Source organism: Aeromicrobium stalagmiti, assembly GCF_013283745.1.
GTDB classification, from domain to species: Bacteria; Actinomycetota; Actinomycetes; order Propionibacteriales; family Nocardioidaceae; genus Aeromicrobium; species Aeromicrobium stalagmiti.
Map to the genome: position 1 here is coordinate 281,799 of NZ_JABSTZ010000003.1, position 23,912 is coordinate 305,710.

Here is a 23,912-nt window from a genome sequence, read left to right on the forward strand (position 1 = left end):
CCCCTGCCCGCGGGGTGTGGAAACCATTGCGCTCGCAGCGAGTTCGTGTCAGTGGTCGCCCCTAGTCTTGAAGTATGTTCGAGACCGCGCCCACCGACAGCGTGCTCGCTGCGGTGCGCGGTCATGACTTCGCCGCTGACCCGGTCACCCACCACGGCCGCCACCGCATCGACGCCATCCGCGAGCTCGATCGGGGCATCCGAGCGCTGCAGGCCGAGCAGGTAGCCCAGGTCGCCGCCCTGCTGGACGAACGCACGAAGCTCATGGTCGGCGCCGGCGACCCGTGCCTGTCGATCATCGGAGAGATCTCCATGGCCCGCAACGTCGGCCCCACCGCGGCCGGGAGCCAGGTCCAGCTCGCGATGGGCATGGCGCGCATGCCGCAGGTGTTCACCCTCTTCGCCGACGGTGTCATCAGCGAGGCCACGGCTCGTGCCGTCGCCGCCGAGACGCGGTCGTTGCATGTCGACGACGCTCCCGTCGCCGACGCCGAGATCGCCGCGAAGATCCCCGGCATGACGACGCTGCGCGCTCGGCACGCGGCTGCCCGCATCGTGATCGGGATCGATGCCGAGGCGGCCCACGAGCGTGCCCGCCGCAACCGGGCAGACGCCCGGGTCACGCTGCTGCCCGAGGTCGACGGCGTGGCGACGCTGCAGGTGCGGGGCCCGGCCGAGCAGATCGTGGCCGCGCACCAGGCCCTCGACACCTGGGCCACCGGCCTGCGGTCGACCGGTGATCCCCGCACCCGCGGTCAGATCATGTGCCAGACGCTGGTCGAGCGGGTCACAGGCCTGGCCTTCGCCGACGACGTCTCCGTCGAGGTCAATCTGGTCCTCGACGCCGACACCCTCGTCGCGGGCGCCTCGACAGCGGTCGAGCTCGAGGGCTACGGACCCATCTGTCCCGACGTGGCCGACGAGATCATCGCCCGGGCCCCCAACCGTTCCGTCCGCAGGCTGTTGACCGACCCCGTCGACGGCACCCTCGTCGTCCGCGAGCCGCGCCGGCGCCGTTTCGACGCCCCCACCGCCGCGCACATCCGCAGGCGTGACCGCTACTGCCGCCAGCCCGGCTGCGACCTCACGATTCGCCACGGCGACCACGTCCGCGCCTATGAGCACGGCGGCCCCACCACGGCCGCCAACGGCCAGGGCCTGTGTGCCAGGTCGCACACCATCAAGCACCAACCCGGCTGGGATGTTGCCGTCGACGGCCGCACCACGGTCTGGCGCACCCCTACCGGCCACGAGTACCGCTCCGACCCGCCACCCGTCCTGCCCGGCCGGGCGCCGGGCCACCTACGGCAATAGTTCCGCGCGGCGGTAGGGACACACAGGCGGGGTTGGCTGAACCTCCGCTACGGCCAGTCACCCTGCCAGACTGTGTTGATGACGCGAAAGATCCGCATCGAGTGGAACAGCATCTACGAACAGTTCTTCGTGAGAGATGCGAACCGTGGGGTCGAGCTGCCGAACGTGTCGATCAGCCTTCTCGATGATGTCAACGCTTGGATGGCGCATGTCTCGAAGAACTTCGAGCCGGACGACACCGTGACTACAGGTGTCTGGAAGCCTGGCACCCGCCAGTGGTTCGTTGACGAAGCAGGACGCCTCGAGGGTGAGTTCAGACGCGAGCTTGCGGGCAGTGGAAAGCAAGTGCGTGTAAGCCCCTACCCGGGCATCATTCCCATCCGCGTCTACGTCGATTACAACGACTGGCCGTTGTGGACCAATGAGGGCGCAACTGGCCCTGAACACTTTCCAATACTGAGCGATCAACTGCGGAACGACCTGATCGCCTGGGCCGGCTCTATCGACGCCGGCACTCCACCCGAAGAAGTAGGGCGGACTTCAAGCGGCGACTTAGCTCCGAACTCGGGCCCTTCTTCGACATCACCTACTAGGCGTATCAGGAGTTTGCGGGCTTGCTGGCCGTACCGCCGAATGGATTTCCTCGGCTCGCCTGTACGTGTTCGCTGGTGCGATGATGTGCGGATGAGTGATGCCGCGATCCCGCTGCCCCGGTGGGCGGAGATTTCGCGGACCGTCTTCCGATTTGTGATGGGCCTTTGGAGCATCGGCCTTCTCATCGGGATCCTTTACTCCTTGATCCGGAAGGTGACTGGCCACGGGGAACTCCTCCCCGCAGGAGGCGAGTGGACGAACTCTGACTTGGTGTTCCTCGGCCTCATCGTCTTTCCAGCGTTGGCGAGCGGACTGCTCTGGCTCGCAGGTGAGGTTGTCCGAGGTTCGCGCGAACCGATCTAGATCACCGGGGTCAAGCTCATCGTGCCTAGATGTATCGAGAGTTTGCTGGCTTGGCAGGTCGAAGTCACCGGCATGAGGGTCCTCGGTAGCGTCCGCGACCGCTTTGCCTCATCGAACGCGGCGCCATCGCATAGCACGCACACCCTAAGACTTGACTGAGAGCGGAATCCTCAGAGGCCTCCGCGCGTTCTGATCAGTACAAGCACACTGATGGGAGGCGCACCGTGAGCACCAGGACCGGCAACACCACCGCCGAGGGCAAGGACAGCGTGGGCATGTACCTCGCTGAGATCGCACGCACTCCCCTGCTCGACGCTGCACGAGAGGTCGAGCTGAGCAAGACCGTGGAGGCCGGGCTGTTCGCCCGCCACCTGCTCGAGGAGGGCCGCGTCGGCCGCAAGAAGGGCGGAGCGCCCAAGTGGGCGACTGAGGAGGAGCTGCAGTGGCTCGCCGACGAGGGCGACCGCGCGATCCAGGAGTTCATCCAGGCCAACCTTCGCCTCGTCGTGTCGATCGCCCGCAAGTACGGGCGGTCCGCGATGCCGATGCTCGACCTCGTCCAGGAGGGCAACACCGGCCTGATCCGCGCCGTCGAGAAGTTCGACTACGCCAAGGGGTTCAAGTTCTCGACGTACGCCACCTGGTGGGTCCGTCAGGCGATCACCCGTGGCATCGCCCAGCAGGCCCGCGTCGTCCGCCTTCCCGTCCACGTCGTCGAGGAGCTCAACCAGGTCACGGCCGCGCGCCGCAACCTGGAGCGTCAGCTGGGCTACGACCCGGAGCCGGCCGAGATCGCCCTCGAGCTGGGCATGGACGTCGACCGCGTCATCGACCTGATGGCCTGGGGACGTGACCACGTCAGCCTCGACTCCCCCGTCGACGAGGACGGCGACACCTCGCTCGGCGACCTGATCGCTCGCGAGACGCAGCCCGGACCCGACTTCGCGGTGCTCGACGACGAGTCGCGGCACCTGATCGCGACGCTGGTCGACCACCTCGGACCGCGCGAGGCCGACATCGTGCGGGCGCGCTACGGCCTGCTCGACGGTCGCCAGCAGAAGCTCGCCGACATCGGCAAGCGTCACGGCATCTCGGCCGAGCGGGTCCGCCAGCTCGAGCGGGAGGCTCTCGCCACCCTGCGCCGGATCGCCGATCCGGACCTGGCGGCCTAGACGGCCTTCGCGGCCGCCCTGGACACGAGCTCGTCCCAGAGACCCCCGACGATGGATGCGAGCTCGTCCTGAGGACCGGTGTTGTCGATCACCAGATCGGCGGCACCGGTCCTTTCCTCTCTGCTCGCCTGCGCCGCGATGCGGGCCCTGGCGTCGGCCTCCGTCATGCCCCGCAGCGTCGTGAGCCGCTGCACCTGCACCTCGACCGGAACGTCGACGACGACCACGACGTCACACGCCGCAGCCGCGCCCATCTCGACGAGCAACGGGTTGTCGTGCACGACAACGGCGTCGGGGCCTGCAGCGCTCTCGCGGTCGTGACCCAGGCTGCGGATCGCCGGGTGGGTGATGCCGTTGAGGTCGCTCAACGCCTCCGGGTCGGCGAAGACCAGCGCGCCGAGCGCTGGGCGATCGAGCGAGCCGTCCGCGGCAATCACGCCGGCACCGAACCGTTCGGCGATCAGGTCGAGCGCGGGGCTGCCGGGCTCGACGACGTCGCGCGCCAGCCGGTCGTAGTCGATGACGACCGCGCCGTGCTGCGCCAGGAGGCTGCTGACGGTGCTCTTGCCCGAGCCGATCCCGCCGGTGAGACCGACTCGCAACATGACGGGCCCTAGCGGGTCGCTGAGCTGCCGTAGGTCGTGACGTGCACGTGGTCGAGGTGGTTGGCCGTGGCACCGCCACGGTTGCTCATGCCTCGCCAGGCGGCCGACGTCGCGGGACGCCAGATGCGCTGGCGCCAGATGAGGTACTCGATGCCGAGCTCGGCACGGTTCTCCTGCAAGAACAGCGCGATGTCGTTGCCGATCGGGTTGCCCGTGCCGACCATGATGTCGAGGGCGTGGCCGGTCGCGTGCTCGCCACGTCCGGCGATGCCGCCGTAGCTCGTGATCGACGGGAACTTGGCGCACACGGCGCGCAGCACCTTGACGGTGTCGGGCTGCAGGCCGCCCTCGGAGCCCACGGGGCACGGAGCGGTGCCGAGCGGCATCTCCTTGGCGATGAGCGACGACTTGACCCAGCGCGGCAGGTCCTTGTGGACGATCTCGGCCCACTCGCCCTTGGTCTTGCCAGTGATCTCGACGGTGTCGCCCGACGCGACCGAGGCCAGCACGGGCGACGACTTCTTGGCGGCGGCGTGGATCTCGAGGTCAGACGTGGCGTAGCGCAGTCCCTCGATCTTCTTCTCGACGGCGGCGACGTTGGGCAGCGGCGGACGCTCGGCGCTGCGGCTCACGGTCGCGGGGGCCTGGCCCTCGCTGACCGAGGCGGCGAAGAGGTCCTTCTGCGGGGCCGCCGCGGCGACGCCGGCCTCGACGGGCGAGGCGCCTCCCTGCAGGGCCACGACGGCGACGACGCCACCGATGGCCAGCAGGCCACCGGCGGGCAGGAGCGCTCGCGGGGAGCCGAAGGCTCGGGAGGTACGGGGCGCGCGCCGGCTGGGGCGCGGCGCAGCGTGCTTGTGGCGAGAATCTGCCACGGAGGAACCACCTTGTGCGTCGACGACGTCTGACTCAACGATCGAGTGAAGCATACTGGGAGCACCAGATCACCTCGAACGGGTCGTTTCCCGCGTGCGGGAGTGACCGATGTCTCACGATGTGGAAGATTTCGTGCTCTTCGTCCTCACCGCCGCCGTGAGCGAGCGACAGCAGCGTCGCGTCGCCGGCGCCCTGGCCGCGCGCGGCCTCACGTCCGGCGACCGGGTCGTGCTGGCCGTTCCCGGATCAGCCACCTACGTCAGCGTCGTCCTGGGCGCCACCCGCTCAGGCGTCGTGCCCGTGCCCCTCGACCCGCGCCTGACGTCGTACGAGCGCGACAGGATCATCGCCGACGTCGAGCCGGCGCTCGTGATCGACTCGGTCGAGGCGCTCGAGGCCCTCGTCGACGGACCCGAGATCGCGATCGATGCGTCGCCGCGGTGCCGCCCCATGCACTTCACCTCGGGCACGACAGGACGCCCCAAGGGTGTCTGGTCGGGACTCCTGCCGGCGGAGGACGCCGATGCCCTCGTGCGCGAGGAGCGTGAGCTGTGGGGGTTCCAGGCCTCCGACCTCGATCTCGTCGTGTCGCCGATCTATCACTCCGCTCCCCTGCGGTTCGCGATGGGCACGCTGCTGGCCGGCGGCTCGATCGCGGTCCTGCCGAAGTTCGAGCCCGCCGCCTTCCTCGAGGCGGTCGACACGCTCCGCCCAACCTCGATGTTCTGCGTCCCTGCTCACCTGCAACGCCTCCTGGCCCACGTCGACGAGCACGGCCTCACTCCCGACGTGTCGTCGTTCCGGCTGGTCGCCCACGCGGGAGCCCCCTGCCCCGAGCCCGTCAGGCGCCGGACGCACGCGTGGTTCGGCATCAACGTCGTGTGGGAGTTCTACGGCTCGACCGAGGGGCAGTTCACGGCGTGCCCGGCCCCTGAGTGGGTGGCCCGGCCCGGCACGCTCGGGCGCGCCCGACCCGGACGCGTCGTGACCGCGGACGACGAGGGCCAGCTGTGGTGCGCGGTGCCGCGGTGGGCGGCGTTCACCTATTGGAACGCTCCCGACAAGACCGCCGCGACGTGGCGGGACACCGCCGACGGGCCTGCGTTCTCCGTCGGCGACCTCGGCCGCGTCGAGGACGGCTACGTCTATCTCGACTCGCGCCGCGAGGACCTGATCATCACGGGCGGCGTCAACGTCTATCCCGCCGAGGTCGAGTCGGCCCTCGAGGACGCCGACGGCCTGCGCGACCTCGTCGTCTTCGGCCGGGACGACCCGCGCTGGGGCCAGCGGGTGTGCGCCGCCTACGTCGGAGACGTCGCCGAGGAGGCGCTGCGCCACCTGGCCGAGACCAGGTTGGCGCCGCCCAAGCGTCCCAAGACGTACGAGCGGCTCGACAGCCTGCCCCGCACCGCGACCGGCAAGGTGCGGCGCACGGAGCTCTGAGGGCTGCCTAGACCGCCTCGTCGACGCTCGCGAACGTCCGGCGGTACTGCAGCGGCGTCGTGCCCCGGGCGGCGGAGAAGTGGTGGCGCAGGGTCGCGGCGTTGCCGAAGCCGACCCGGGTCGCGATCTGCTCGACCGACAGCCCCGAGCCCTCCAGCATCTCCTCGGCGAGGGCGAGCCGCTGGTTGGTGACCCACTGCAGCGGCGTCGTGCCCGTCTCGTCGCGGAAGCGACGCGCGAACGTCCGGGCCGACGTGTGCGCGTGCCGGGCCAGCCGCTCGACCGGCAGGGGCTCGTCGAGGTGCGCGGTCATCCAGTCGAGCAGCGGCGCCAAGGTCTCGACGTCAGTGGTCTTCATCGGTGTCCTGACGAACTGGGCCTGTCCCCCGTCACGGTGCGGCGGGACGACGATACGGCGCGCGGTCGTCGTGGCGACCTTGGCGCCGAAGGTCTGGCGCATCAGGTGCAGCGACGCATCGATGCCGGCAGCGGACCCGGCGCCGGTGAGGATCGTGCCGTCCTGCACGTAGAGGACGTCAGGGCGCACGATCGCCCGGGGATACCTGCGGGCCATCAGCTCGCCGTAGCGCCAGTGGGTCGTGCACTCGCGACCGTCGAGCAGGCCCGCCTCGGCCAGCAGGAACGACGCCGAGCAGTGGGCGTAGACGATCGCCCCTCGCTCGTAGGTGGCCTGCGCTGCCGCGATCACCGCCGGGTCGAAGTCGAGGAACTCGTGCTTGGGCGAGAAGCACACCAGGTCGGCGTCCTCGATCGCATCGAGCCCGTGCTCGACGTGCAGGTCGAAGCCGGCGCGACCCCGCACGCGCCCTGGGCGCGGCGTGCAGACGCGGAAGTCGAACACCGGGTTGTCGTCGTCGGCGTGATAGGGCTCGCCCCACACCTCGACCAACGATCCGAGACCGAACGGCTCCGCGCCGTCCTGGACGATGACTGCGACGGTCTTCATCCCGTGATCCTCGCACCCATGTGGCAGGAAATCAACGCAGAGTGGCTTTCCTGCCACTGGTGGCAGGAAAGCCAGCGGCGAAGAATTGCTGCCATGTTGATCTTCCTGCTCGTCCTCCTGGTCACTGCCACCACGATCGCCCTCGTCCGGACGATCTCCTCCGACGGCTACGGCTCACGCCCCGCTCCCCGCAGCCACCACCACGACGCGCCGCACGGTCACGGCGTCCGCTGACGCACCGGACCCCGGACGCACAGAACCCCCGATCCGTGAGGACCGGGGGTTCTGTGCTGGAGACGGGCGGTGGTTACGCCTCGCCGCCGGTGAGCTTCTCGCGCAGGGCCTGCAGCGCCTCGTCCGAGGCGAGCGAACCCTCCTGCGGGGCGTCGTCCGACCCGGCGGACGAGTCCGACGAGTAGTTGGACGCCTCGGCAGCCTCGATGCCGGCCTTCTCGGCCTCCTCGATCTGCTTCTTGTGGGCTTCCCAGCGCTCGTGAGCCTCGGCGTACTGCTTCTCCCACGTGGCGCGGGCCTCGTCGAAGCCCTCCTGCCACTCGCCGGTCTCGGGATCGAAACCTTCGGGGTAGATGTAGTTGCCCTGCTCGTCGTAGGACGACGTCATGCCGTAGAGCGTCGGGTCGAAGTCATCGCTGACTGCAGCCTCGGTCTCGTTGGCCTGCTTGAGCGACAGCGAGATGCGACGACGCTCGAGGTCGATGTCGATGATCTTGACCATGACCGAGTCGCCGATCTGGACGACCTGCTCGGGGATCTCGACGTGACGCTCGGCGAGCTCGGAGATGTGCACCAGGCCCTCGATGCCCTCCTCGACACGGACGAACGCACCGAACGGGACGAGCTTGGTCGCCTTGCCCGGGACGATCTGACCGATCTGGTGGGTGCGGGCGAAGTGCTGCCAGGGATCTTCCTGCGTGGCCTTGAGCGACAGCGAGACGCGCTCGCGGTCCATGTCGACGTCGAGCACCTCCACGGTGACCTCGTCGCCGACCTGGACGACCTCGTTGGGGTGGTCGATGTGCTTCCACGACAGCTCGGAGACGTGGACGAGTCCGTCGACGCCGCCGAGGTCCACGAACGCACCGAAGTTGACGATCGAGGAGATGACGCCCTTGCGGACCTGCCCCTTCTGGAGCTCGGTGAGGAAGTTCTGGCGAACGGCCGACTGCGTCTGCTCGAGCCAGGCACGGCGCGACAGGACCACGTTGTTGCGGTTCTTGTCGAGCTCGATGATCTTGGCCTCGATCTTCTGGCCGATGTACGGGTCGAGGTCGCGCACGCGGCGCATCTCGACCAGCGACGCCGGCAGGAAGCCGCGCAGACCGATGTCCATGATCAGGCCGCCCTTGACGACCTCGATGACGGTGCCCTCGACGACGCCGTCCTCGGCCTTGATCTTCTCGATGTCGCCCCACGCACGCTCGTACTGCGCACGCTTCTTGGACAGGATCAGACGGCCTTCCTTGTCCTCCTTCTGAAGGACGAGGGCCTCGACGCTGTCACCGACGGAAACGACCTCGTTGGGGTCGACGTCGTGCTTGATGGACAGCTCTCGCGAGGGGATGACACCTTCGGTCTTGTAGCCGATGTCGAGGAGGACCTCGTCACGATCGACCTTGACGATGATGCCTTCGACGATGTCTCCGTCGTTGAAGTACTTGATGGTCAGGTCGATGGCGGCGAGGAAGTCTGCCTCAGAGCCGATGTCGTTGACCGCGACCTGCGGTGCCACGTGGGCGATGCTGCTAGTCATATAGGAGTTGCTCCGATGGATGGGTGGAATTGTCGGGCACGCTGGACAGCCCTTGGATCGTGAGGATGCCGAGGAGATTCGCCCGGCGAGGCACGAGTGCGAGCCTGCTACGTCCGAGGTACGCACAGGCCATCAGCGCAGTGTCAATCGTACGCGACACCCCCGTCAGGAAGGTAGCCGGGTCGGGACACCGATCCGGGTGCCTCTCAGGCGGGCGAGAGGAACGCCGACAGGGCCCGCGCATAGGGATCGACGTCGGCTGCGCCCATGACCTCGCGGGCCGAGTGCATCGCCAGTTGTGGGGCGCCGACGTCGACCGTCAGCATGCCTGTGCGGGCGGCGCTGAGCGGACCGATCGTCGACCCGCACGGCAGGTCGGCGCGGTGCTCGTAGCGCTGCAGCGGGACGCCGGCCTGCTCGCAGGCCCGGGCGAAGTGGGCCGCGCCGGCCGCATCGGTGGCGTAGCGCAGGTTGGGGTGCAGCTTGAGCACCGGTCCGCCCCCGATCGTGATGTGGTGCAGCGGCTCGTGACGCTCGGCGTGGTTGGGGTGGGTCGCGTGGGCCATGTCGCCCGAGGCGCACACCGACGCGGCGATCGCCCGGTGCAGGTCGTCGCGCGACCCGCCTGCCCCCAAGACGATGCGTTCGAGCACCGTCAGCAGCAGGTCGGACTGCGCGCCGCGCTCGGACGTGCTGCCGACCTCCTCGTGGTCGAACAGCGCGAGGACGGGGCGGACGCCCGCCACGGGCTCGGCGGCGAGCAGCGCGCGGGTGCCGGCGAAGCACGTGGCCTGGTTGTCGAGCCGCGGTGCACTGACCAGCTCGCCCGACGCACCGGTGAGGCGACTCGGCGCGGTGTCGTGCGTCATCAGCTCGAAGCCGAGCACGTCGCGACGGTCGACGCCGGCCCGGTCGGCCACCAGCTCGAGGAACGTGCCGGGCGAGGTCGACCAGATGGCGTTGAGGTGGCGCTGCGGGTCGAGGTCGACCTTGCGCTCGGCCGACAGGTGGATCGCGAGCTGGGGCACGCGCAGCACGGGCTCGTCGACGTGCACGAGCACCTCGCTGCCGTCGCGCAGCGCGAGCCGCCCCGCGATGCCCAGGTCACGGTCGAGCCACGAGTTCAGCCACGCACCGCCGTAGGGCTCGAGCGCGACGACGCCGAGGCCCTCGGGCGCCAGGTCGTGGTGCTGCTTGAGCCGCAGGTTGGGGCTGTCGGTGTGGCCACCGACGACGCGGAAGGCGTCGCTGGGCGACTGCGCCGAGTCGGTCGACCACGCGACGAGCGAGCCACCCCGCACCACGAAGAAGCGCCCGGGCGTCACCGGCCAGGCATCGGCCTCGCGCAGCTGCCGGTAGCCGGCGGCCTCCAGCTCGGCGGCGACCGTCCGGCAGACGTGGAACGGGGTCGGCGAGCGGTCGATGAACGTGCACAGCGCCTCGGCCGGAGCGATCGTCATGCCGGCCAGTCTATGACCGCGCTCTAGCTCGTCCCGCAGATGCCGACGCGGTTGCCGGTCAGGCAGACGTACGCCGGTGCGCTGCGGGTCGTGCTGCCGTCGGGACCGGTCGCCACGGCCCGGACCCTGAACACCGATCCGCCGGGAGCGTGCTCGTCGTCGAACGTCAGCGTCCCTGCCGCCGCCGCGCGACTGGCGTAGGGGTGGACGTGCACGTCGCCGCCGGAGTGGTGGAGCAGCTCCGCGACGACCTCGACGTCGGCGCCCGGCGAGACGGTCGCGCTGAAGGGGACGGGCTGGCCGCGTGAGACCACGGCCCCCGCCGCCGGAAGGTCGAGCGCGACCGAAGGTGGCACCCCCGTCCGGTCCCACGTCACCGCGGCCGAGGCCTCGCCCTCCCGGTGGACCAGCTCGACCCGGATCGAGTGGACGCCCCGGTCCAGCCGGACGACCGGCGCGTCGACACCGTTGTCGAGCCAGAACTCGTTGGCGTCGAACCAGTCGTAGACCTGGGTGCCGTCGACCCAGAGCCTGACCCACTCCTGGCCCCGCACGTCGAACCGGTAGGTGCCGCCGGCCAGCTCGACCCGGCCCTGCCAGCGCACGCCGAAGCGATCCCCCGGGTGCTCCCGGTCGTCGTCATCGGTCCAGGGCGAGCCGAGCGTCGGAGCCAGCGTGATGCCTTCACGGCACCCGCCCGTCGCGACCGGCTCGGCCGGGAGCGTCGCCTCGGCGAAGGGGAGCCACCACCCGTTCTCGGCGTAGTCACGGTCGAAGGTGCTGTCGTCACCGTCCAGGTCGTGGAAGGTCTGCGCGAAGGTGCCGACCGCGCACCGTCCGGGCTGAGGCTCCGGCGAGTAGGCGATCCGGCGCAACGTCCCGGTGTAGACCGACAGGAACCAGATCGTGCCGTCTGCCGCGTCGACGAGCTTGACCGGTCCGCCCGCCGCGTCTGCGGTGGCGAAGGGCTCGACCTCCTCGAGCTCTCCGTGGTGGTCGACCACGGCGGTGCGCAGGAAGCTCTCGGCGTAGTCACCGAAGAAGTAGGCACCTCGGTACTCGGGCGGATAGACGTCGCCGGTCGACGTCACTCCTCCGGTGACCGACGCCCCTCCGACGTGCGCGTAGGCGTGGGACGGACCCACCGGTGCATCGTCGCCCGACGCACCTCGCACCGCCACGCAGGGATGGAACGGGCTGTCCTCGGCGTCGAGGCCCGGCAGGTCCGTCGGCTGCGTCCCCTCGAGGCACGGCCAGCCGAAGTTGACGCCTGAGTCGTCGGTGATCGAGTTGATCTCCTCGGTGCGTCCCTCCCCCACGTCGCCGACCATGACCTGGTCGTCGTCCGGGTCACCGTTGCCCGCGTGCCGCACGCTGATCCGGAACGGGTTGCGGAACCCGAGCGCCAGCACCCGGCTCGCGTTGGAGGTGCCGGGCAGGCCCGCCGCGTCCTGGGGCGTCCCGTAGAAGGGGTTGCCCGGCACGCCGCGACCGGTCACGGGGTCGACCCGCAGCACCTTGCCCGCCAGCACCTGGGGGTTCTGGGCCCGCATCGTCTGGGCGCGGCCGGTCTCGGACTCGGCAAAGGTCAGCAGCGCACCGTCGCCGACGCTGACCAGGAGGCGCCCGGCGTCGTCGAAGGCGAGGTCACCGATCGTGTGGGTGTAGCCGTCGAGCGGCAGGCAGTCGGGGGTCTCGATCACCTCGACGGCGTAGCAGGACGGGCCGGTGACGCGTCCCAGCACCACGTGCCGGGTCGCGGGATCGATCTCGTCGTCGACCATCGTGTAGCGGACGACCTGCTGCGCCTGGGCCCGACGATCGCCGTCGGAACCGTCGTCGAGCACGTAGGCGACATAGATGAAGCCGTTGCTCGCGAACCGGGGGTCGACCGCCAGCCCGACCAGCCCTCGGTCCTCCTGCTGCAGCACCCGGTCCCTCAGGTCGAGGACGATCCTCGGGGTGGTCGCCTGCCCCTGCTCGTCGCGTCCGAAGAGCTTGACCAGACCGGACTTCTCGGCGACGAGCACGTGGTCGAGGTCGGCCACCGCGAAGGTCGTCGGCAGGTCGAAGCCGGACTGCACGGTCTCGACCGAAAACCCGTCGGGGACGCCTGCCGTCTCGTCGACCGTCCCCGCCGGCACGTCGGCGAGGACCGCCGAGCTCAGCACCGTGCCGTTGGGCCCCACCGCCCTCGCGACGAGGTCGTGCTCACCGCGCGCCGGCGTCCACGGCACGCTCCAGGGCCTTGTCGTGTCCGATCCGATCTCGGAGCCGTCGACGTAGAAGCGCACGCGGTCGACCACACCGGTGGTCGACGCCGTGAGGATGCGCGTGCCGTCAGCGGCGGGCTCCGCGACCAGACGGACGCCGAGCGGCGTCGACCTGAACGTCGACGGGGGCGAGACCGCCCCGGAGGCTCCCCGCGCCGCGGAGACGTTGGCTCTGTAGCGCCGGCCGTCGGCCTGCAGACCCGTCCGGACGCCGTCGAAGCGCGCGGCGCCGCCCAACCCGATCGTGCCTGTCGAGACGGTGACCCATGAGCCGTCGCCGGACTGCTCCTGCAGCTTCACTGCCCGTCCGGGTCGAGCGGGCGTCGCCGTGACGGCCATCGTGAGCCGAGCGTCGGTGGGTCGCTCGCTGAGCAAGTGCGTGACCCGTTGGTCGACCGTCCGCACCGTGCGCGTGGCGGTGCGCTGCGACGGGAACCGCTTCGAGCCGTTGCGGGCCGCCGGCGCGTAGACCCTCAACCTGGTCGACGAGTAGGGCGTCGACGTCGTGAACGAGACCGATCCTGCCCGGCTGGTGCTGCGCGACGACACCGTGCGCCACGTCGATCCGGTCAGTCGTTGCAGACGGGCGGTCCGGGCGAAGCGCGTCGTCAGCCGGGTCGAGATCGTGAACGACTCGGCCCGCATCGGCGCCGCAGGACTCACGGTCGCCTCCGGCGTGGCGGCCAAGGCCGGGGACGCACCGACCCAGGTGAAGGAGGTCGCCAGCAGCGCGACGGCGATCGTCGCCGCGACTCGAGCCGACATGGTCATCCACTCCCTGGTGTGAGGATGCGAGGCCTTGCAGACGGGCCGGGGCGGACGCTGCATCGCGCAGCGTCCGCTCCGGCCCGTGGAGGTGGGTCAGCGTGAGCCGACCAGCTCGTCCTTGCCTGCGGTGTGCGCGGCCGCGGGACGCGACCGACGGGCGAACGCCCCGACACCGATGAGCACGACACCGAGCACGAGGCCACCGATCGGGACGGTGGTCTGCAGCGCGCCGAGCAGCGACGACTTGGACTTGAAGTCGTCGACGGTCTTGGCGACGTTGGCATCGGTGTAGGCGAGCGTGGCCTTCGTCGTCGTCAGCACCCGCTCGCCGTCGAGCTCGAGGTAGCTGTCCTGGGCCGTCTGGCCGAAGAGGACCACTCCGGTGACCGGGTCGATGCTGTAGTCACTGACGCTCGAGTAGATCCGGTCGGCAGTGACCGTGCCCTCGTCGGACCCGACCAGGGTGCCGGGCACGTCGATCGTGCCGGTCTTGATCGGCTCGATGGTCTGGCGGTACTTGTAGACCTTCATGCCCTTGACGGTGCCCTCACCGACGTACTTCGCCGGCGTCGCCTGCCGCAGGGTGCCGTCCCAGAACGGGTAGGTCTTCTTCTCGGCCCCGAACGGGAACTTGAAGTACAGGCCCGTGAAGTCACCGGGCTCGATGGTCTCGCCGTCGGCCGTGCTCTTGGTGCCCTTCCAGTCCACCGCCAGGCCCGTGTGGCGGTCGAAGGCCACCCGGTCGTCGGTGGCGCTCAGCGCCGTCTCGCCGCTGGCGAAGTCGAACGTCGGCTTGTCGGTGCTGTCGTAGATGTCCCAGACGGCGATGTCCTTGCCGAGGTCCTTGCTGGCCTGCTTGCTCGCCTCGATGTCACCGCGGACGACCTTGACGTTCTTGAGCGGTCCGTTCGTGACCTTGAGGCCGGCTGCGGCGTCGAGGTACTCGGCATCGGCGCCGGGCGCGGTCGTGGCCTCGCTCGTCGTGTCCTGGTTCAGCGGCACCACGGCCAGCTGGTCGTACATGTAGAACTTCGACAACGCGGCGATCGCGAGCACGAAGGCTCCGAGGAACAGTGCGACTGTCCCCAATTTCTTTCCCACTGTGGGCTCCCTCCACGGAATGAATACTCCACGGTAACAGGATCCGGGGGTCACCAGCGACGCCCGTCACATCGTGACGTTTGAGCGCGCTGGACGCCGTGCTCACCAGCGTCCGACGACCCTGCGGTGTGTCATGATCGGGCGTTGTGACGACGGACTCCCGACCTGCTGCCGTGCGCTGGATCTTCCCCGCCGGCATGACGCGCCAGCAGGAGATCCTCGCCTCCGCGTGGGTACTGGTCGGCATCCAGCTGGTGATCCGGTCGTGGTCGGTGCTGCGGGGCTGGTTCTACAGCGACGACTTCATCTTCCTCGAGGACGCCCTCGACAACCGTCTGGGCCTCGACTACCTGTTCACCCCGCACGACAGCCACCTGATGCCGATCGGCAACGCCATCACGTGGGGGGTCGCGCAGAGCGGCACCTACAACTGGCTGCTCGCCGGCGCGAGCATCCTGGTCCTCCAGCTCGTCGCGGCCGGCTGCTGCCTGCTGATGCTGCGCACGGTGTTCGGCGACCGCTGGGCGATCCTCGTGCCGCTGGCCCTGTACCTGTTCTCGACGATGGACCTCGACGCCGTCATGTGGTGGGCGGCGGCCGTCAACGTCCTGCCGCTGCACATCGGCTTCTTCCTCACGGTGACGTTCGCGGTCCGGCACGTCCGGTCGCCGGGGCTCGTCACCGCAGCCGCGGGATCCGGCGCCTACCTGATCGGCCTGCTTGCGGATCCTCGTGGCCTGCAGACGAGCATCGCCGTCGGCCTCGTCCTCGTGATCTTCTACACCGCTGGCCCCCTGTGGCGTCGCCCGTGGCGCCTGCTGAGGCGCGCGTGGACGTTGCTCGTCCCGATCGCGGTGCTGTCGCTGGCCTACGTCGCCGCCTACGCCGCGACGACCACCTCCCCCGTCGCCTCCGAGACGGCCGAGGCCGATTCCCTCGGCACGGCGCGGACGATGCTCGGCACGTCGTGGCTCACGAGCCTCGTGGGCGGTCCGTGGCGCTGGACCACCGACAATCCCCCGATGGGGTCGACCGACGTCCCGCCCGTCCTGCACGTGGCCGCCGCCCTGGCCGTGCTCGCGATGGTCGTCTGGGCCGTCAGGCGATCGCCCCGCACCACCGCAGCAGCGGCGACCGTCCTGGCCGGGCAGCTCGTCGTGTCGTACCTCGGCCTGACGTTCGGACGCGCCCTCGCCCTCGGTGCCGATGCGGGCCTGCTCATGCGGTTCCTGGGCGACTCGCTGCCGGTCACGGCCCTCGCCCTCGGCCTTGCCGTCCTGAGGGCCGACGGTGCCACGCTGGTCGCCCGCGAGCCGGCCCGACGGCACCGCCCGTGGGCCGGGTGGGCGGTCGGCGCCGGCATCGTCGTCCTCGCCGTCGGGTGCATCGTCAGCACCGTGTCGTTCGTGCGCCCGTGGCACGAGCCCTATCCCGCGCGTGCCTTCGTCGAGAACGCCCGGGCGAGCCTGCAGCGCGACCCCGCCGTGATCGCCGACGTGCCGGTCCCCGACCTGGTGCAGTCGGGCCTGAGCTTCCCCAACAACCTGCCGTCACGTCTCCTGCAGCCGATCGGCTCCGTCCTGCGCACCTCCACCGCCGGCAACGACCTGCGCATCCTCGACGACGACGGGGTGCACCAGCAGGCCGCGATCCGGGCGACGACCAACTCCGAGCGTGGACCGTCCCGCGGCTGTGGCTACCGGGTCGGCACGAAGGCGGCAGACGTCAGCGTCGACCGGGCCGGCGTCCCGCTGTTCTGGTGGATGTCGATCTCCTACCTGTCGTCGGCCGACGGCGAGATGACCCTCGAGATCCCCGGGCAGGACAGCCGGACGATCTCGGTGCAGAGTGGTATCCACACCTTCTACCTCCAGGGTGACGAGTTGTTCTCCGACATGACGTTCTCCGCCGCGACGCCCGACCTGACGGTCTGCGTGGACCAGGTGTCGGTCGGCGAGATCGTGCCAGTCGGATGACCACCCCCAGCGAGCGCCTGACCCCCCGCTTCCCGGGGCTCGACACCCTGCGCGCCGTCGCGTCGATCGCGGTGGTCGGGACGCACACGAGCTTCTGGGCCGGCTACTACGGCAACGGCACGCTCGGGGCGGCGACCCAACGCCTCGAGGTCGGTGTCGCGATCTTTTTCGTGCTCTCGGGCTTCCTGCTCGGCTTCCCCTACGTGGCCGCCGCCCGTACCGGGCAGTCGCACGACTCGATCGGCCGATACTTCTGGAAGCGGGCCCTGCGCATCCTGCCCGTCTACTGGGTCGTCGTCGTCGCGGCGTTCGTCCTGCTGCCCGACAACCGCAGCGAGCCGGCACACCGGTGGATCACCAACCTCCTGCTCGTCGACCTCTACACCTCCGACGCCCTCCCGCACGGGCTCACCCAGATGTGGAGCCTGACGACCGAGGCCTCGTTCTACCTGGTCCTGCCGGCGCTCATGTGGTTCCTGCTGCGCGTGGTCGCGCGACGCCGCTGGCGTCCCGACCGGCTGCTGCTCGCCCTGGCCGCGTCGGGCCTGGTGTCGTTGCTCTGGGCCGGCATCGCCACCCCTTACTTCGACGACTTCGACGGCTGGGCGAACCGGTGGCTCGTGTCGTACCTCATCTGGTTCGCCGCGGGCATCGCCCTGGCGGTCGTGACGGTCGACCTGCGGGCCGGCACGTCGCGCCTGACACGCCCCGTCGTCGTGCTCGCCGCGAGCCCCTCGACCTGCTGGACCGCCGCGATCGCGCTCTACGCGATCGCCAGCACTCCCCTCGCCGGGCCCGCCGGCCTGTTCCTCCTCGCGCCGCACGAGTCGGTCATGCGGACGCTGCTCTACACCGGCGTCGCGGTCCTCGTCGTGCTGCCGAGCGTCTTCGGCGACCCCACCTCGACCTATGCACGGATCTTGGCGCTGCCGGCGCTGCGCCACCTCGGGCACATCTCCTACAGCCTGTTCTGCTGCCACATCATCGTGCTGGAGCTGGTGTCCGACTGGACCGGCTACGAGCTCTTCAGGGGTCACGGCATCGAGCTGTTCGCCCTGACGCTCGGCATCAGCCTCGTCGTCTCCGAGCTGCTCTACCGGTTCGTCGAGATGCCCTTCCTGCGCCTCAAGGACGCCCGACCGCCGACGAGGCGATCCAGCAGCGAGCCGAGTGCGAACGCCACCAGCAGCGCGGGTACGGACCGGTCTCCGGCCCAGCCCGAGGGTCCGGCCCAGGGCTCGACCACGAAGTAGAGGCCGGCCACGACGACGGCGGCCGTGGCGACCGCCCCGGCGGCAGCCGGCACTCGGGCCTCCGCGACCCGGGTGACGAGCAGGCCGGCGACCGCTGCGACGAGACCGGGCGGACCACCCACGAGCGTCACGAGCGCGAGCCCGGCAGCCAGGGTCACCGGACCGGCCCACCGGCCCGGGACGCGTCGTCCCGCTGCCGGGATGACGGTCGCGGTGCCGCGCGGACGGACCACGGCACAGGCGACCAGGCCCAGGAGCAGCAGCGCCCCGACCAGGAGTCCACCGCGGTAGAGCGGGTCGGGACCGAACGACCGACGCAGGTCTCCGCCCGCGGCCGGCACCTCCCAACCCTGCTGCCACCCGTTGAGCACGACGGGCTGTGCGCGGTCGTCGCCGACCTCACCGTTCCACCCGGCGTTCTCGTTGTGCTCCATGACGACCAGCTGCGACCTGCCCGACGCGGGCGGCACCACGACCCGGTCGTCGTCGACCGGCACCGCCGATGCCGACGGGACGTCGACCGGGGCAGCCGTCAGCGTCAGGCGAACCGCCCGGAACGGGCCGTTGCCCTCGACCGTGACCCGGTGGTCACCGGGCTCCAGCTTGACCCGGCGCTTCATGCAGAGCTCGGCAGGCACCTCGTCGCCGGCCAGCAGCTGAGCGACGGTCGCGCGGACCGCCGTGCGCCGCGGCGTGCCGTCGACCACGACCATCGGGCCGGACCCGCACGGCAGCGACAGCCGGTCAGAGCCCGCCCGCGTCGGGAACAGCGAGGTGCCCGGGACGGAGACCTCACTGACACCGACCGGCAGCTCGCTGACACCACCGGAGTATCCGACCGAGAACCGGCGGGGTCCTCCGAGCAGGTGCACCTCGACCGCGGACGTGCGGACCGGCGAGAAGCGCGCGACACCGCCGCGGATCGGCACCTCCTGCGAGGTCCCGTCCGGGAACCGCAGGAGGACCTTGGTCGGCGCGGTCGCAGCGAGGTCGTCGTCGGTCGAGATCGCGAGCCGGGAGATCCGACGCTGGCCCACCCAGTTGAGGCTGAGCGTGGGATCCGTGTCGTCGGCATCGGCGACCCAGCCGGTGCTGTCGTCGCCGTCGACGGCGCGCACCGCGCTGGCGCGCGGACTGGGGACGACCTGGGAGCTCGCCGCGACGGTGGCGAACCGCTCCTGCTGGACGAGGGACGTCAGCGATGCACCTCCGCGAGGGGCGACGGTCAACGACATGCGGAACCGCTCGGTGTCGTTGACGGGCACGATCCGGTCGATGCTCCGGCCGCTGTCGCCCTCGGCGTGGTCACTCGCCGAGCAGCGCATCACGCCGTCGTAGGGAAGGCACCCGTCGTCGTAGCCCGACCCCGCCTCCAGCAGGATCTGGTCGGCGGTGCCCCAGGCGTCGGGCAGCGTCGGCAGGCGCAGCGGACGGTTGAGCGTCACGTCGCTCATCGTGATGTCGGAGATCGCCAGCGGGCTCGCCGCGGTCGATCGCCCAGACACGCGCAGCCGGCCGACGCGGCCGACGTCGACCGTGACCGGTCGCCCGCCCGTGGCGGTGACGGTCGTGTCGCCGCTCTCGGTCGTGACCGTGATCTCGCGGGACTGACCGCGCGGCAGGTCGACGGTGATCGACGCCGTGCCGACGAGACGGCGCTCGCCGAGCCCGACCTCGACCCAGGACGTGCGACCGGCGTCGGAGAAGTCGGCCCGCCAGACCGTCTCGTCGTCACGGTCGAACGCCGACCACGGCTGGGCCGACTGCTCGATGCGCGGCAGCGACCCGACGTCGGACTGCGACGACGACGCGCGGAGCGTCTCGGCCCCCTCGAGGACGGGGCGGGACGTCCACGGCGCGACGGCGTCCTGGTCGTAGCGGTGGACGGGACGGTTGGAGCTGTAGGACTCACCTCGGCCCAGCGAGGCCGAGCGGGAGTGGTTGACCGACCCGAACGCCGCCTCCTGGCGCCGGATGCTGTCGGTCAGGATCAGCTGCTGCGGCCGCTTCTGCGGGTCGGCGTCCTGGGCGAAGATCGTGGACCCACCGGCGGTGACGCCGAGGTCGTCGAGACTCAGCAGCGCGTCAGGCCCGCCGACGACGACCGGCGTCCGGGCACGGTCCTGCACTGAGGCACCCGTGACAGCGCCGGCGATCTCGAAGATCTCGATCGCGGGCCGCGACACCTGACGTCCGTTGTCGACGAACACCTCGGTGCCCGCGTCGTTCTCGAGCGTCGGACCACCTCCGACCGTCGGACCGAATCGCGCGACGCTCCGGGCGCCCGGCGTCTGCTCCAGCGCGGCATAGACGAGCGACGGGTCGACGACGTCCTGGCTGCGCTTGATGTCGTTGCGGATCACGACGTGCCCGATGCCGGCCCGGCGCAGGAAGGCCCCGAGACCGGCACCCCCCTGACCGGTCGCGAACCGGCGCGAGATCGTGTCGAGCATCTCGATGTTGCCGCCGGGCGCGAGCGGGATGAGGTTGCGCACCGCCCATGGAGCGTCGGCCAGCGGCTGCAACGGCTCGTCGCCCGTCTTGCCCCAGACGTAGTCGCCGAACGGCGTCGCCGGCGCGAGCATCGAGGTGCCCTGCGGGTGGTCGCCGAGCCAGGCGGCGGCCTGGCGCCAATAGCCCGGCACCTCGGAGAAGCTGCCCTTGTTGGCGACGGCCGCCGTCCAGCCCGGCACCGTCGCACCGAGCACCGCCACGCACGCCAGCAGGGTCACGCCGAGACTCGTGGCGCTGCCGCGCACCGCCGTGCGTCCGGGGCGCCGCGGGTCGCGCACCATGACGCTGACCAGGTGCACCAGCCCCAGCACCAGGGGGATCCGGATCACGACGTCGAACTTGTGGGTGTTGCGCAGAGGCGCGAGCACGCCGTCGAGCAGGTGCTGGACCGACTCGGCCCCCAGTCCCTGCACGCTGCCGAGGTGGCCCATCGTCACCATCAGCATGCCGAGGAACACGCCGCTGAGCAGGAACGTGCGGTGCGGCAGGTCGCGCCGAGAGAGCCCGAGCACCCCGAGCGCCAGCACCACGACGCCGTTGGCGATCAGGACGGGCTCGGTGAGCAGCTGGTTGCCGGCGTTGGCATAGACGTCGATGTAGGGCAGCCAGTTGGTCGTGCCCCGCAGCGCGTCGAACAGGTCGGTCGCGATCGTCGTGTTGGCCGCGCTCTCGATGTAGTCGAGGAACGGCGGGCTGTAGCGGCCCAGCAGGAACAGCGGGACGAGCCACCACGCGGTCGCGAGGAAGACCATCGCCGGCCACCACAGCATGAGCCGGCGGCGACGCGGCCCGGCCGGGGCGAGCAGCAGCCACAAGGCCCCCAGCGGGATGACCGCGAACGTCGCGGCGGCGTTGACACCACCGATGCACGCGACGGCCACCGCGCTGAGCGCTGCCATGCGTCGTGGACTCCCCCGGCGCAGCCCGATCACCAGCGGCACGAGCACCCACGGGGCGACCGCCGACGGCCACAGCTCGATCGACGAAGGGCCGAGCACCGTCAGGAAGCGGGGTGAGAGCGCGAAGGCGAACGCACCGACGATCCGCACCCACGGTGCACCCAGGTCGAGCACCGAGCAGAGCTTGACGAACCCGAGGAACGCCACGACCAGGACGACGCCCCACCACAGGCGCTGCACGACCCACGGCGGCATGCCGACGACGTCGCCGAGCCAGAAGAACGGCCCCATCGGGAACAGGTAGCCGTAGGCCTGGTTCTGCACCTGGCCGAACGCGCCGAGGCCGTCCCAGAGGTGCAGGGACCGCGCGAGGAAGCCGCCCGGGTCGACCGTCAGGTCGAGCTTGGTGTCGGTGACGATGCGGCCCGGGGTCTGCACGAAGGCCAGCGCCACCAGCAGCAGCGAGCAGGCGCCCAGCCGGGCGCGCCACAGCAGCCGCTCCTGGATCGCCGGGTCGATCGCCTCGAGATCCGTCGTCACCGCTTGCGCAGGACTATCGCGAGGTTCCACGTCACCACCTCGCGGAGCCCCGGGACCCGCAGCACCCACCACGCCCAGCGGGGCAGGTAGCGCGGGATGACCGCCACGACGTCGGCGGCGGTCTGTCGCCGGGCCCACGCGATGCCACCGGCGGCCGTCACGGCGAACAGCGACTCCCCGAACACGTTCTTCGGCGGATGGCCGTGCGTGCGCTCGTAGCGGCGCGCGGCCCGGTGCCCACCGAGGAAGTGCCAGGGTGCGGTCTCGTGACCGCCCCACGGCCCCCACCACAACGTGTAGGAGAGGAACACGAGCCCGCCGGGCTCGGTGACCCGCACCATCTCGTCGGCCATCGTCCACGGCTCGCTGACGTGCTCGAGGACGTTGGAGGAGTACGTGACGCCGAAGCTGTCGTCGGCGAACGGCAGCTGCATGCCGCTGCCGAGGACCGTGCCGGGCATCGGGTCGCCCAGGCCGGACAGCTCACCGAGGTCGGCATCGAGCGGGGTGTAGGTCGCACCCGCAGCCCGAAAGGCGTCGGCGAAGTAGCCCGGCCCGCCTCCGACGTCGAGCGTCCAGCGTCCGTCGAGGTCGGCATACGTGCTGACCTGGTCGACCGAGTCGCGCGCGAGCGTCCCGTAGAAGTGGTCGGGGTCGGTCTGCTCGACCCGAAAGGCCTGGAACAACCGCCAGGATCGTCGCAGCGTCGGACGAAAGGGCAGGTCAGGCACCAGATGAGCATACGTGAGACGTGGACCACAGCCTGATAGACTCAGGGCGTCGGGTTGAGGGACTCGGCACCGCCGCGTTGAGGGACGAGGCGGAGAGGGAGAGCCGGGCAGGACGCCGGCGACGAGGGAGGCACCGGCACCCGCCGGGCATCACATGCACGTACTTTTCTGCAACTGGCGCGACACTCGCAATCCAGAGGGTGGCGGCTCCGAGCGCTACGTCGAGAACATGGCCCGCGGCCTGGTCGCCGAAGGTCACACCGTCACGATCGCCTGCGCCGCCCACGACGGTGCACCCCGCGACGAGACCGTCGACGGCGTGCGGTTCGTCCGTCGCGGCACCAAGCTCGACATCTACCTGCGTACCTTCCTCGCGCTCCTGCTCGGCCGTTACGGCAAGGTCGACCTCGTCGTCGACGTGCAGAACGGCCTGCCGTTCTTCACCCGCCTCGCGACCCGCAAGCCCGTCGTCGTGCTGGTGCACCACGTCCACCGCGAGCAGTGGCCCGTCGTCTATCCCGGGCTCACCGGTCGCATCGGCTGGTGGATCGAGAGCCGGCTCGCGCCGCGGCTGTACCGCGGCTGCCAGTACGTCGCGGTCTCGATGGCGACCAAGCTCGAGCTCATCGAGCTCGGCGTCGACCGCGACCGCATCGCGATCGTCCACAACGGCAACGACCCGGCGCCCTTCGTGTCGGTCCGCCGCTCCCCCACGCCGCGCATCAGCGTCGTCGGCCGACTGGTGCCGCACAAGCAGGTCGAGCACGCGATCGACGCCGTCGCCGCGATGAGCGCCGACCACCCCGATCTCGTCCTCGACGTCATCGGCGCGGGCTGGTGGGACACCGAGCTCACCGCCTACGCCGACCGGCTCGGTGTGGCCGACCGGGTCGTCTTCCACGGCTTCGTCGACGACACGACCAAGCACGAGCTGCTCGCCCAGTCCTGGGTCATGGCCCTGCCGTCGCTCAAGGAGGGCTGGGGCATCGTCATCGGCGAGGCCGGCGGTCACGCCACCCCGACCGTCGCCTACGCCAGCGCCGGCGGCACGACCGAGTCGATCGACCACAAGGACAGCGGCGTGCTGGTCGACACGCCCGACGAGCTCACCGCGGCGCTGCGCGAGCTGATCGAGGACGACCAGTGGCGCGACTTCCTGGGCCTGGGTGCGCTCGCGAAGTCGCACACGTTCGCGTGGGACGTCTCGCAGCGCGAGTTCAGCAGGATCGTCAGCGGCGCCTGAGCCGCACACAGCACCAGGGCGGGATCCCGAAGGATCCCGCCCTGGTGCTG

The 23,912-nt window shown here is 70.4% G+C and carries 16 protein-coding genes and 1 pseudogene; 8 read left to right on the forward strand and 9 right to left on the reverse strand.

What is annotated here, in order from left to right:
* The first annotated feature begins 74 nt into the window (after window positions 1-74).
* The 3 genes from HQK15_RS13775 (at window position 75) to HQK15_RS13785 (ending at window position 3,442) form a co-directional block, all read left to right on the forward strand.
* Complete coding sequence (locus HQK15_RS13775; protein ID WP_173492053.1) at window positions 75-1,313, forward strand: HNH endonuclease signature motif containing protein; 1,239 nt, start codon at window positions 75-77, stop codon at window positions 1,311-1,313.
* A gap of 78 nt (window positions 1,314-1,391) precedes the next feature.
* Window positions 1,392-2,270 (forward strand): hypothetical protein, encoded by an 879-nt coding sequence (locus HQK15_RS13780; protein WP_173492054.1) that lies wholly within the window; start codon window positions 1,392-1,394, stop codon window positions 2,268-2,270.
* Between the two features lie 275 nt (window positions 2,271-2,545).
* A complete protein-coding gene (locus tag HQK15_RS13785) occupies window positions 2,546-3,442 on the forward strand; it encodes a sigma-70 family RNA polymerase sigma factor (protein WP_173492248.1) in 897 nt (298 codons plus the stop codon).
* Here the strand turns inward: HQK15_RS13785 and coaE are convergent.
* Both coaE and HQK15_RS13795 read right to left on the reverse strand, forming a co-directional pair.
* Window positions 3,439-4,047, reverse strand: a complete 609-nt coding sequence (gene coaE, locus HQK15_RS13790; protein ID WP_173492055.1) for a dephospho-CoA kinase — start codon at window positions 4,045-4,047, stop codon at window positions 3,439-3,441. The genes HQK15_RS13785 and coaE overlap by 4 nt on opposite strands.
* A gap of 8 nt (window positions 4,048-4,055) precedes the next feature.
* On the reverse strand, window positions 4,056-4,922 hold the full coding sequence (locus HQK15_RS13795; RefSeq protein ID WP_173492056.1) for an SH3 domain-containing protein: 867 nt from the start codon (window positions 4,920-4,922) through the stop codon (window positions 4,056-4,058).
* A 109-nt stretch (window positions 4,923-5,031) separates the two neighbouring features.
* Here HQK15_RS13795 and HQK15_RS13800 point away from each other — a divergent pair, with 109 nt between their 5' ends.
* A complete protein-coding gene (locus HQK15_RS13800) occupies window positions 5,032-6,366 on the forward strand; it encodes a class I adenylate-forming enzyme family protein (protein ID WP_173492057.1) in 1,335 nt (444 codons plus the stop codon).
* Window positions 6,367-6,373: 7 nt separating this feature from the next.
* Here the strand turns inward: HQK15_RS13800 and HQK15_RS13805 are convergent, their stop codons facing one another.
* Entirely contained in the window at window positions 6,374-7,333 is a 960-nt protein-coding gene (locus HQK15_RS13805) for a GlxA family transcriptional regulator (protein ID WP_173492058.1), read from the reverse strand.
* 93 nt (window positions 7,334-7,426) lie between these two features.
* On the opposite strand from HQK15_RS13805, the gene HQK15_RS13810 reads away from it, so the two are divergent.
* Window positions 7,427-7,567 (forward strand): hypothetical protein, encoded by a 141-nt coding sequence (locus HQK15_RS13810; protein ID WP_173492059.1) that lies wholly within the window; start codon window positions 7,427-7,429, stop codon window positions 7,565-7,567.
* A gap of 73 nt (window positions 7,568-7,640) precedes the next feature.
* Here the strand turns inward: HQK15_RS13810 and rpsA are convergent, their stop codons facing one another.
* The 4 genes from rpsA to pgfA all read right to left on the reverse strand — a co-directional run bounded on the left by rpsA (window position 7,641) and on the right by pgfA (window position 14,694).
* The gene (gene rpsA / locus HQK15_RS13815) at window positions 7,641-9,104 is read right to left on the reverse strand and encodes a 30S ribosomal protein S1 (RefSeq protein ID WP_173492060.1); all 1,464 of its coding nucleotides are present in this window, start codon (window positions 9,102-9,104) and stop codon (window positions 7,641-7,643) included.
* 206 nt (window positions 9,105-9,310) lie between these two features.
* Window positions 9,311-10,564: a M18 family aminopeptidase gene (locus tag HQK15_RS13820; RefSeq protein WP_173492061.1), complete on the reverse strand. Its 1,254-nt coding sequence runs from the start codon at window positions 10,562-10,564 to the stop codon at window positions 9,311-9,313.
* Window positions 10,565-10,587: 23 nt separating this feature from the next.
* On the reverse strand, window positions 10,588-13,602 hold the full coding sequence (locus HQK15_RS13825; RefSeq protein ID WP_173492062.1) for a PQQ-dependent sugar dehydrogenase: 3,015 nt from the start codon (window positions 13,600-13,602) through the stop codon (window positions 10,588-10,590).
* A gap of 96 nt (window positions 13,603-13,698) precedes the next feature.
* Window positions 13,699-14,694 (reverse strand): cell envelope lipid trafficking protein PgfA, encoded by a 996-nt coding sequence (gene pgfA, locus HQK15_RS13830; RefSeq protein WP_173492063.1) that lies wholly within the window; start codon window positions 14,692-14,694, stop codon window positions 13,699-13,701.
* Window positions 14,695-14,852: 158 nt separating this feature from the next.
* Between pgfA and HQK15_RS13835 the strand changes: the two genes are divergently transcribed.
* Together HQK15_RS13835 and HQK15_RS18630 are read left to right on the forward strand one after the other, a co-directional pair.
* Window positions 14,853-16,682: a hypothetical protein gene (locus HQK15_RS13835; RefSeq protein WP_173492064.1), complete on the forward strand. Its 1,830-nt coding sequence runs from the start codon at window positions 14,853-14,855 to the stop codon at window positions 16,680-16,682.
* The gene (locus HQK15_RS18630) at window positions 16,679-17,935 is read left to right on the forward strand and encodes an acyltransferase family protein (RefSeq protein WP_254450999.1); all 1,257 of its coding nucleotides are present in this window, start codon (window positions 16,679-16,681) and stop codon (window positions 17,933-17,935) included. The genes HQK15_RS13835 and HQK15_RS18630 overlap by 4 nt, the downstream gene beginning before the upstream one ends.
* 782 nt (window positions 17,936-18,717) lie before the next feature.
* Here HQK15_RS18630 and HQK15_RS18635 read toward each other — a convergent pair.
* A pseudogene (locus tag HQK15_RS18635) lies at window positions 18,718-21,960 on the reverse strand (DUF3367 domain-containing protein); the annotation flags it as partial.
* Window positions 21,885-22,619, reverse strand: coding sequence for a class I SAM-dependent methyltransferase (locus HQK15_RS13845; RefSeq protein WP_367649184.1), 735 nt, complete (start codon window positions 22,617-22,619; stop codon window positions 21,885-21,887). The gene HQK15_RS13845 and the pseudogene HQK15_RS18635, both read right to left, overlap by 76 nt.
* A gap of 154 nt (window positions 22,620-22,773) precedes the next feature.
* On the opposite strand from HQK15_RS13845, the gene HQK15_RS13850 reads away from it, so the two are divergent.
* Entirely contained in the window at window positions 22,774-23,862 is a 1,089-nt protein-coding gene (locus HQK15_RS13850; RefSeq protein ID WP_173492066.1) for a glycosyltransferase family 4 protein, read from the forward strand.
* The last annotated feature ends 50 nt before the right edge of the window (window positions 23,863-23,912 follow it).

Excerpts from the sequence above, each read along its gene's own strand:
- HQK15_RS13850 (WP_173492066.1), top strand. The coding sequence starts at position 22,774 with ATGCACGTACTTTTCTGCAACTGGCGCGACACTCGCAATCCAGAGGGT.
- rpsA (WP_173492060.1), bottom strand. The coding sequence starts at position 9,104 with ATGACTAGCAGCATCGCCCACGTGGCACCGCAGGTCGCGGTCAACGAC.
- coaE (WP_173492055.1), bottom strand. The coding sequence starts at position 4,047 with ATGTTGCGAGTCGGTCTCACCGGCGGGATCGGCTCGGGCAAGAGCACC.
- HQK15_RS13775 (WP_173492053.1), top strand. The coding sequence starts at position 75 with ATGTTCGAGACCGCGCCCACCGACAGCGTGCTCGCTGCGGTGCGCGGT.
- HQK15_RS18630 (WP_254450999.1), top strand. The coding sequence starts at position 16,679 with ATGACCACCCCCAGCGAGCGCCTGACCCCCCGCTTCCCGGGGCTCGAC.
- HQK15_RS13805 (WP_173492058.1), bottom strand. The coding sequence starts at position 7,333 with ATGAAGACCGTCGCAGTCATCGTCCAGGACGGCGCGGAGCCGTTCGGT.
- HQK15_RS13800 (WP_173492057.1), top strand. The coding sequence starts at position 5,032 with ATGTCTCACGATGTGGAAGATTTCGTGCTCTTCGTCCTCACCGCCGCC.
- HQK15_RS13780 (WP_173492054.1), top strand. The coding sequence starts at position 1,392 with ATGACGCGAAAGATCCGCATCGAGTGGAACAGCATCTACGAACAGTTC.
- HQK15_RS13825 (WP_173492062.1), bottom strand. The coding sequence starts at position 13,602 with ATGTCGGCTCGAGTCGCGGCGACGATCGCCGTCGCGCTGCTGGCGACC.
- HQK15_RS13785 (WP_173492248.1), top strand. The coding sequence starts at position 2,546 with ATGTACCTCGCTGAGATCGCACGCACTCCCCTGCTCGACGCTGCACGA.
- HQK15_RS13820 (WP_173492061.1), bottom strand. The coding sequence starts at position 10,564 with ATGACGATCGCTCCGGCCGAGGCGCTGTGCACGTTCATCGACCGCTCG.
- HQK15_RS13810 (WP_173492059.1), top strand. The coding sequence starts at position 7,427 with ATGTTGATCTTCCTGCTCGTCCTCCTGGTCACTGCCACCACGATCGCC.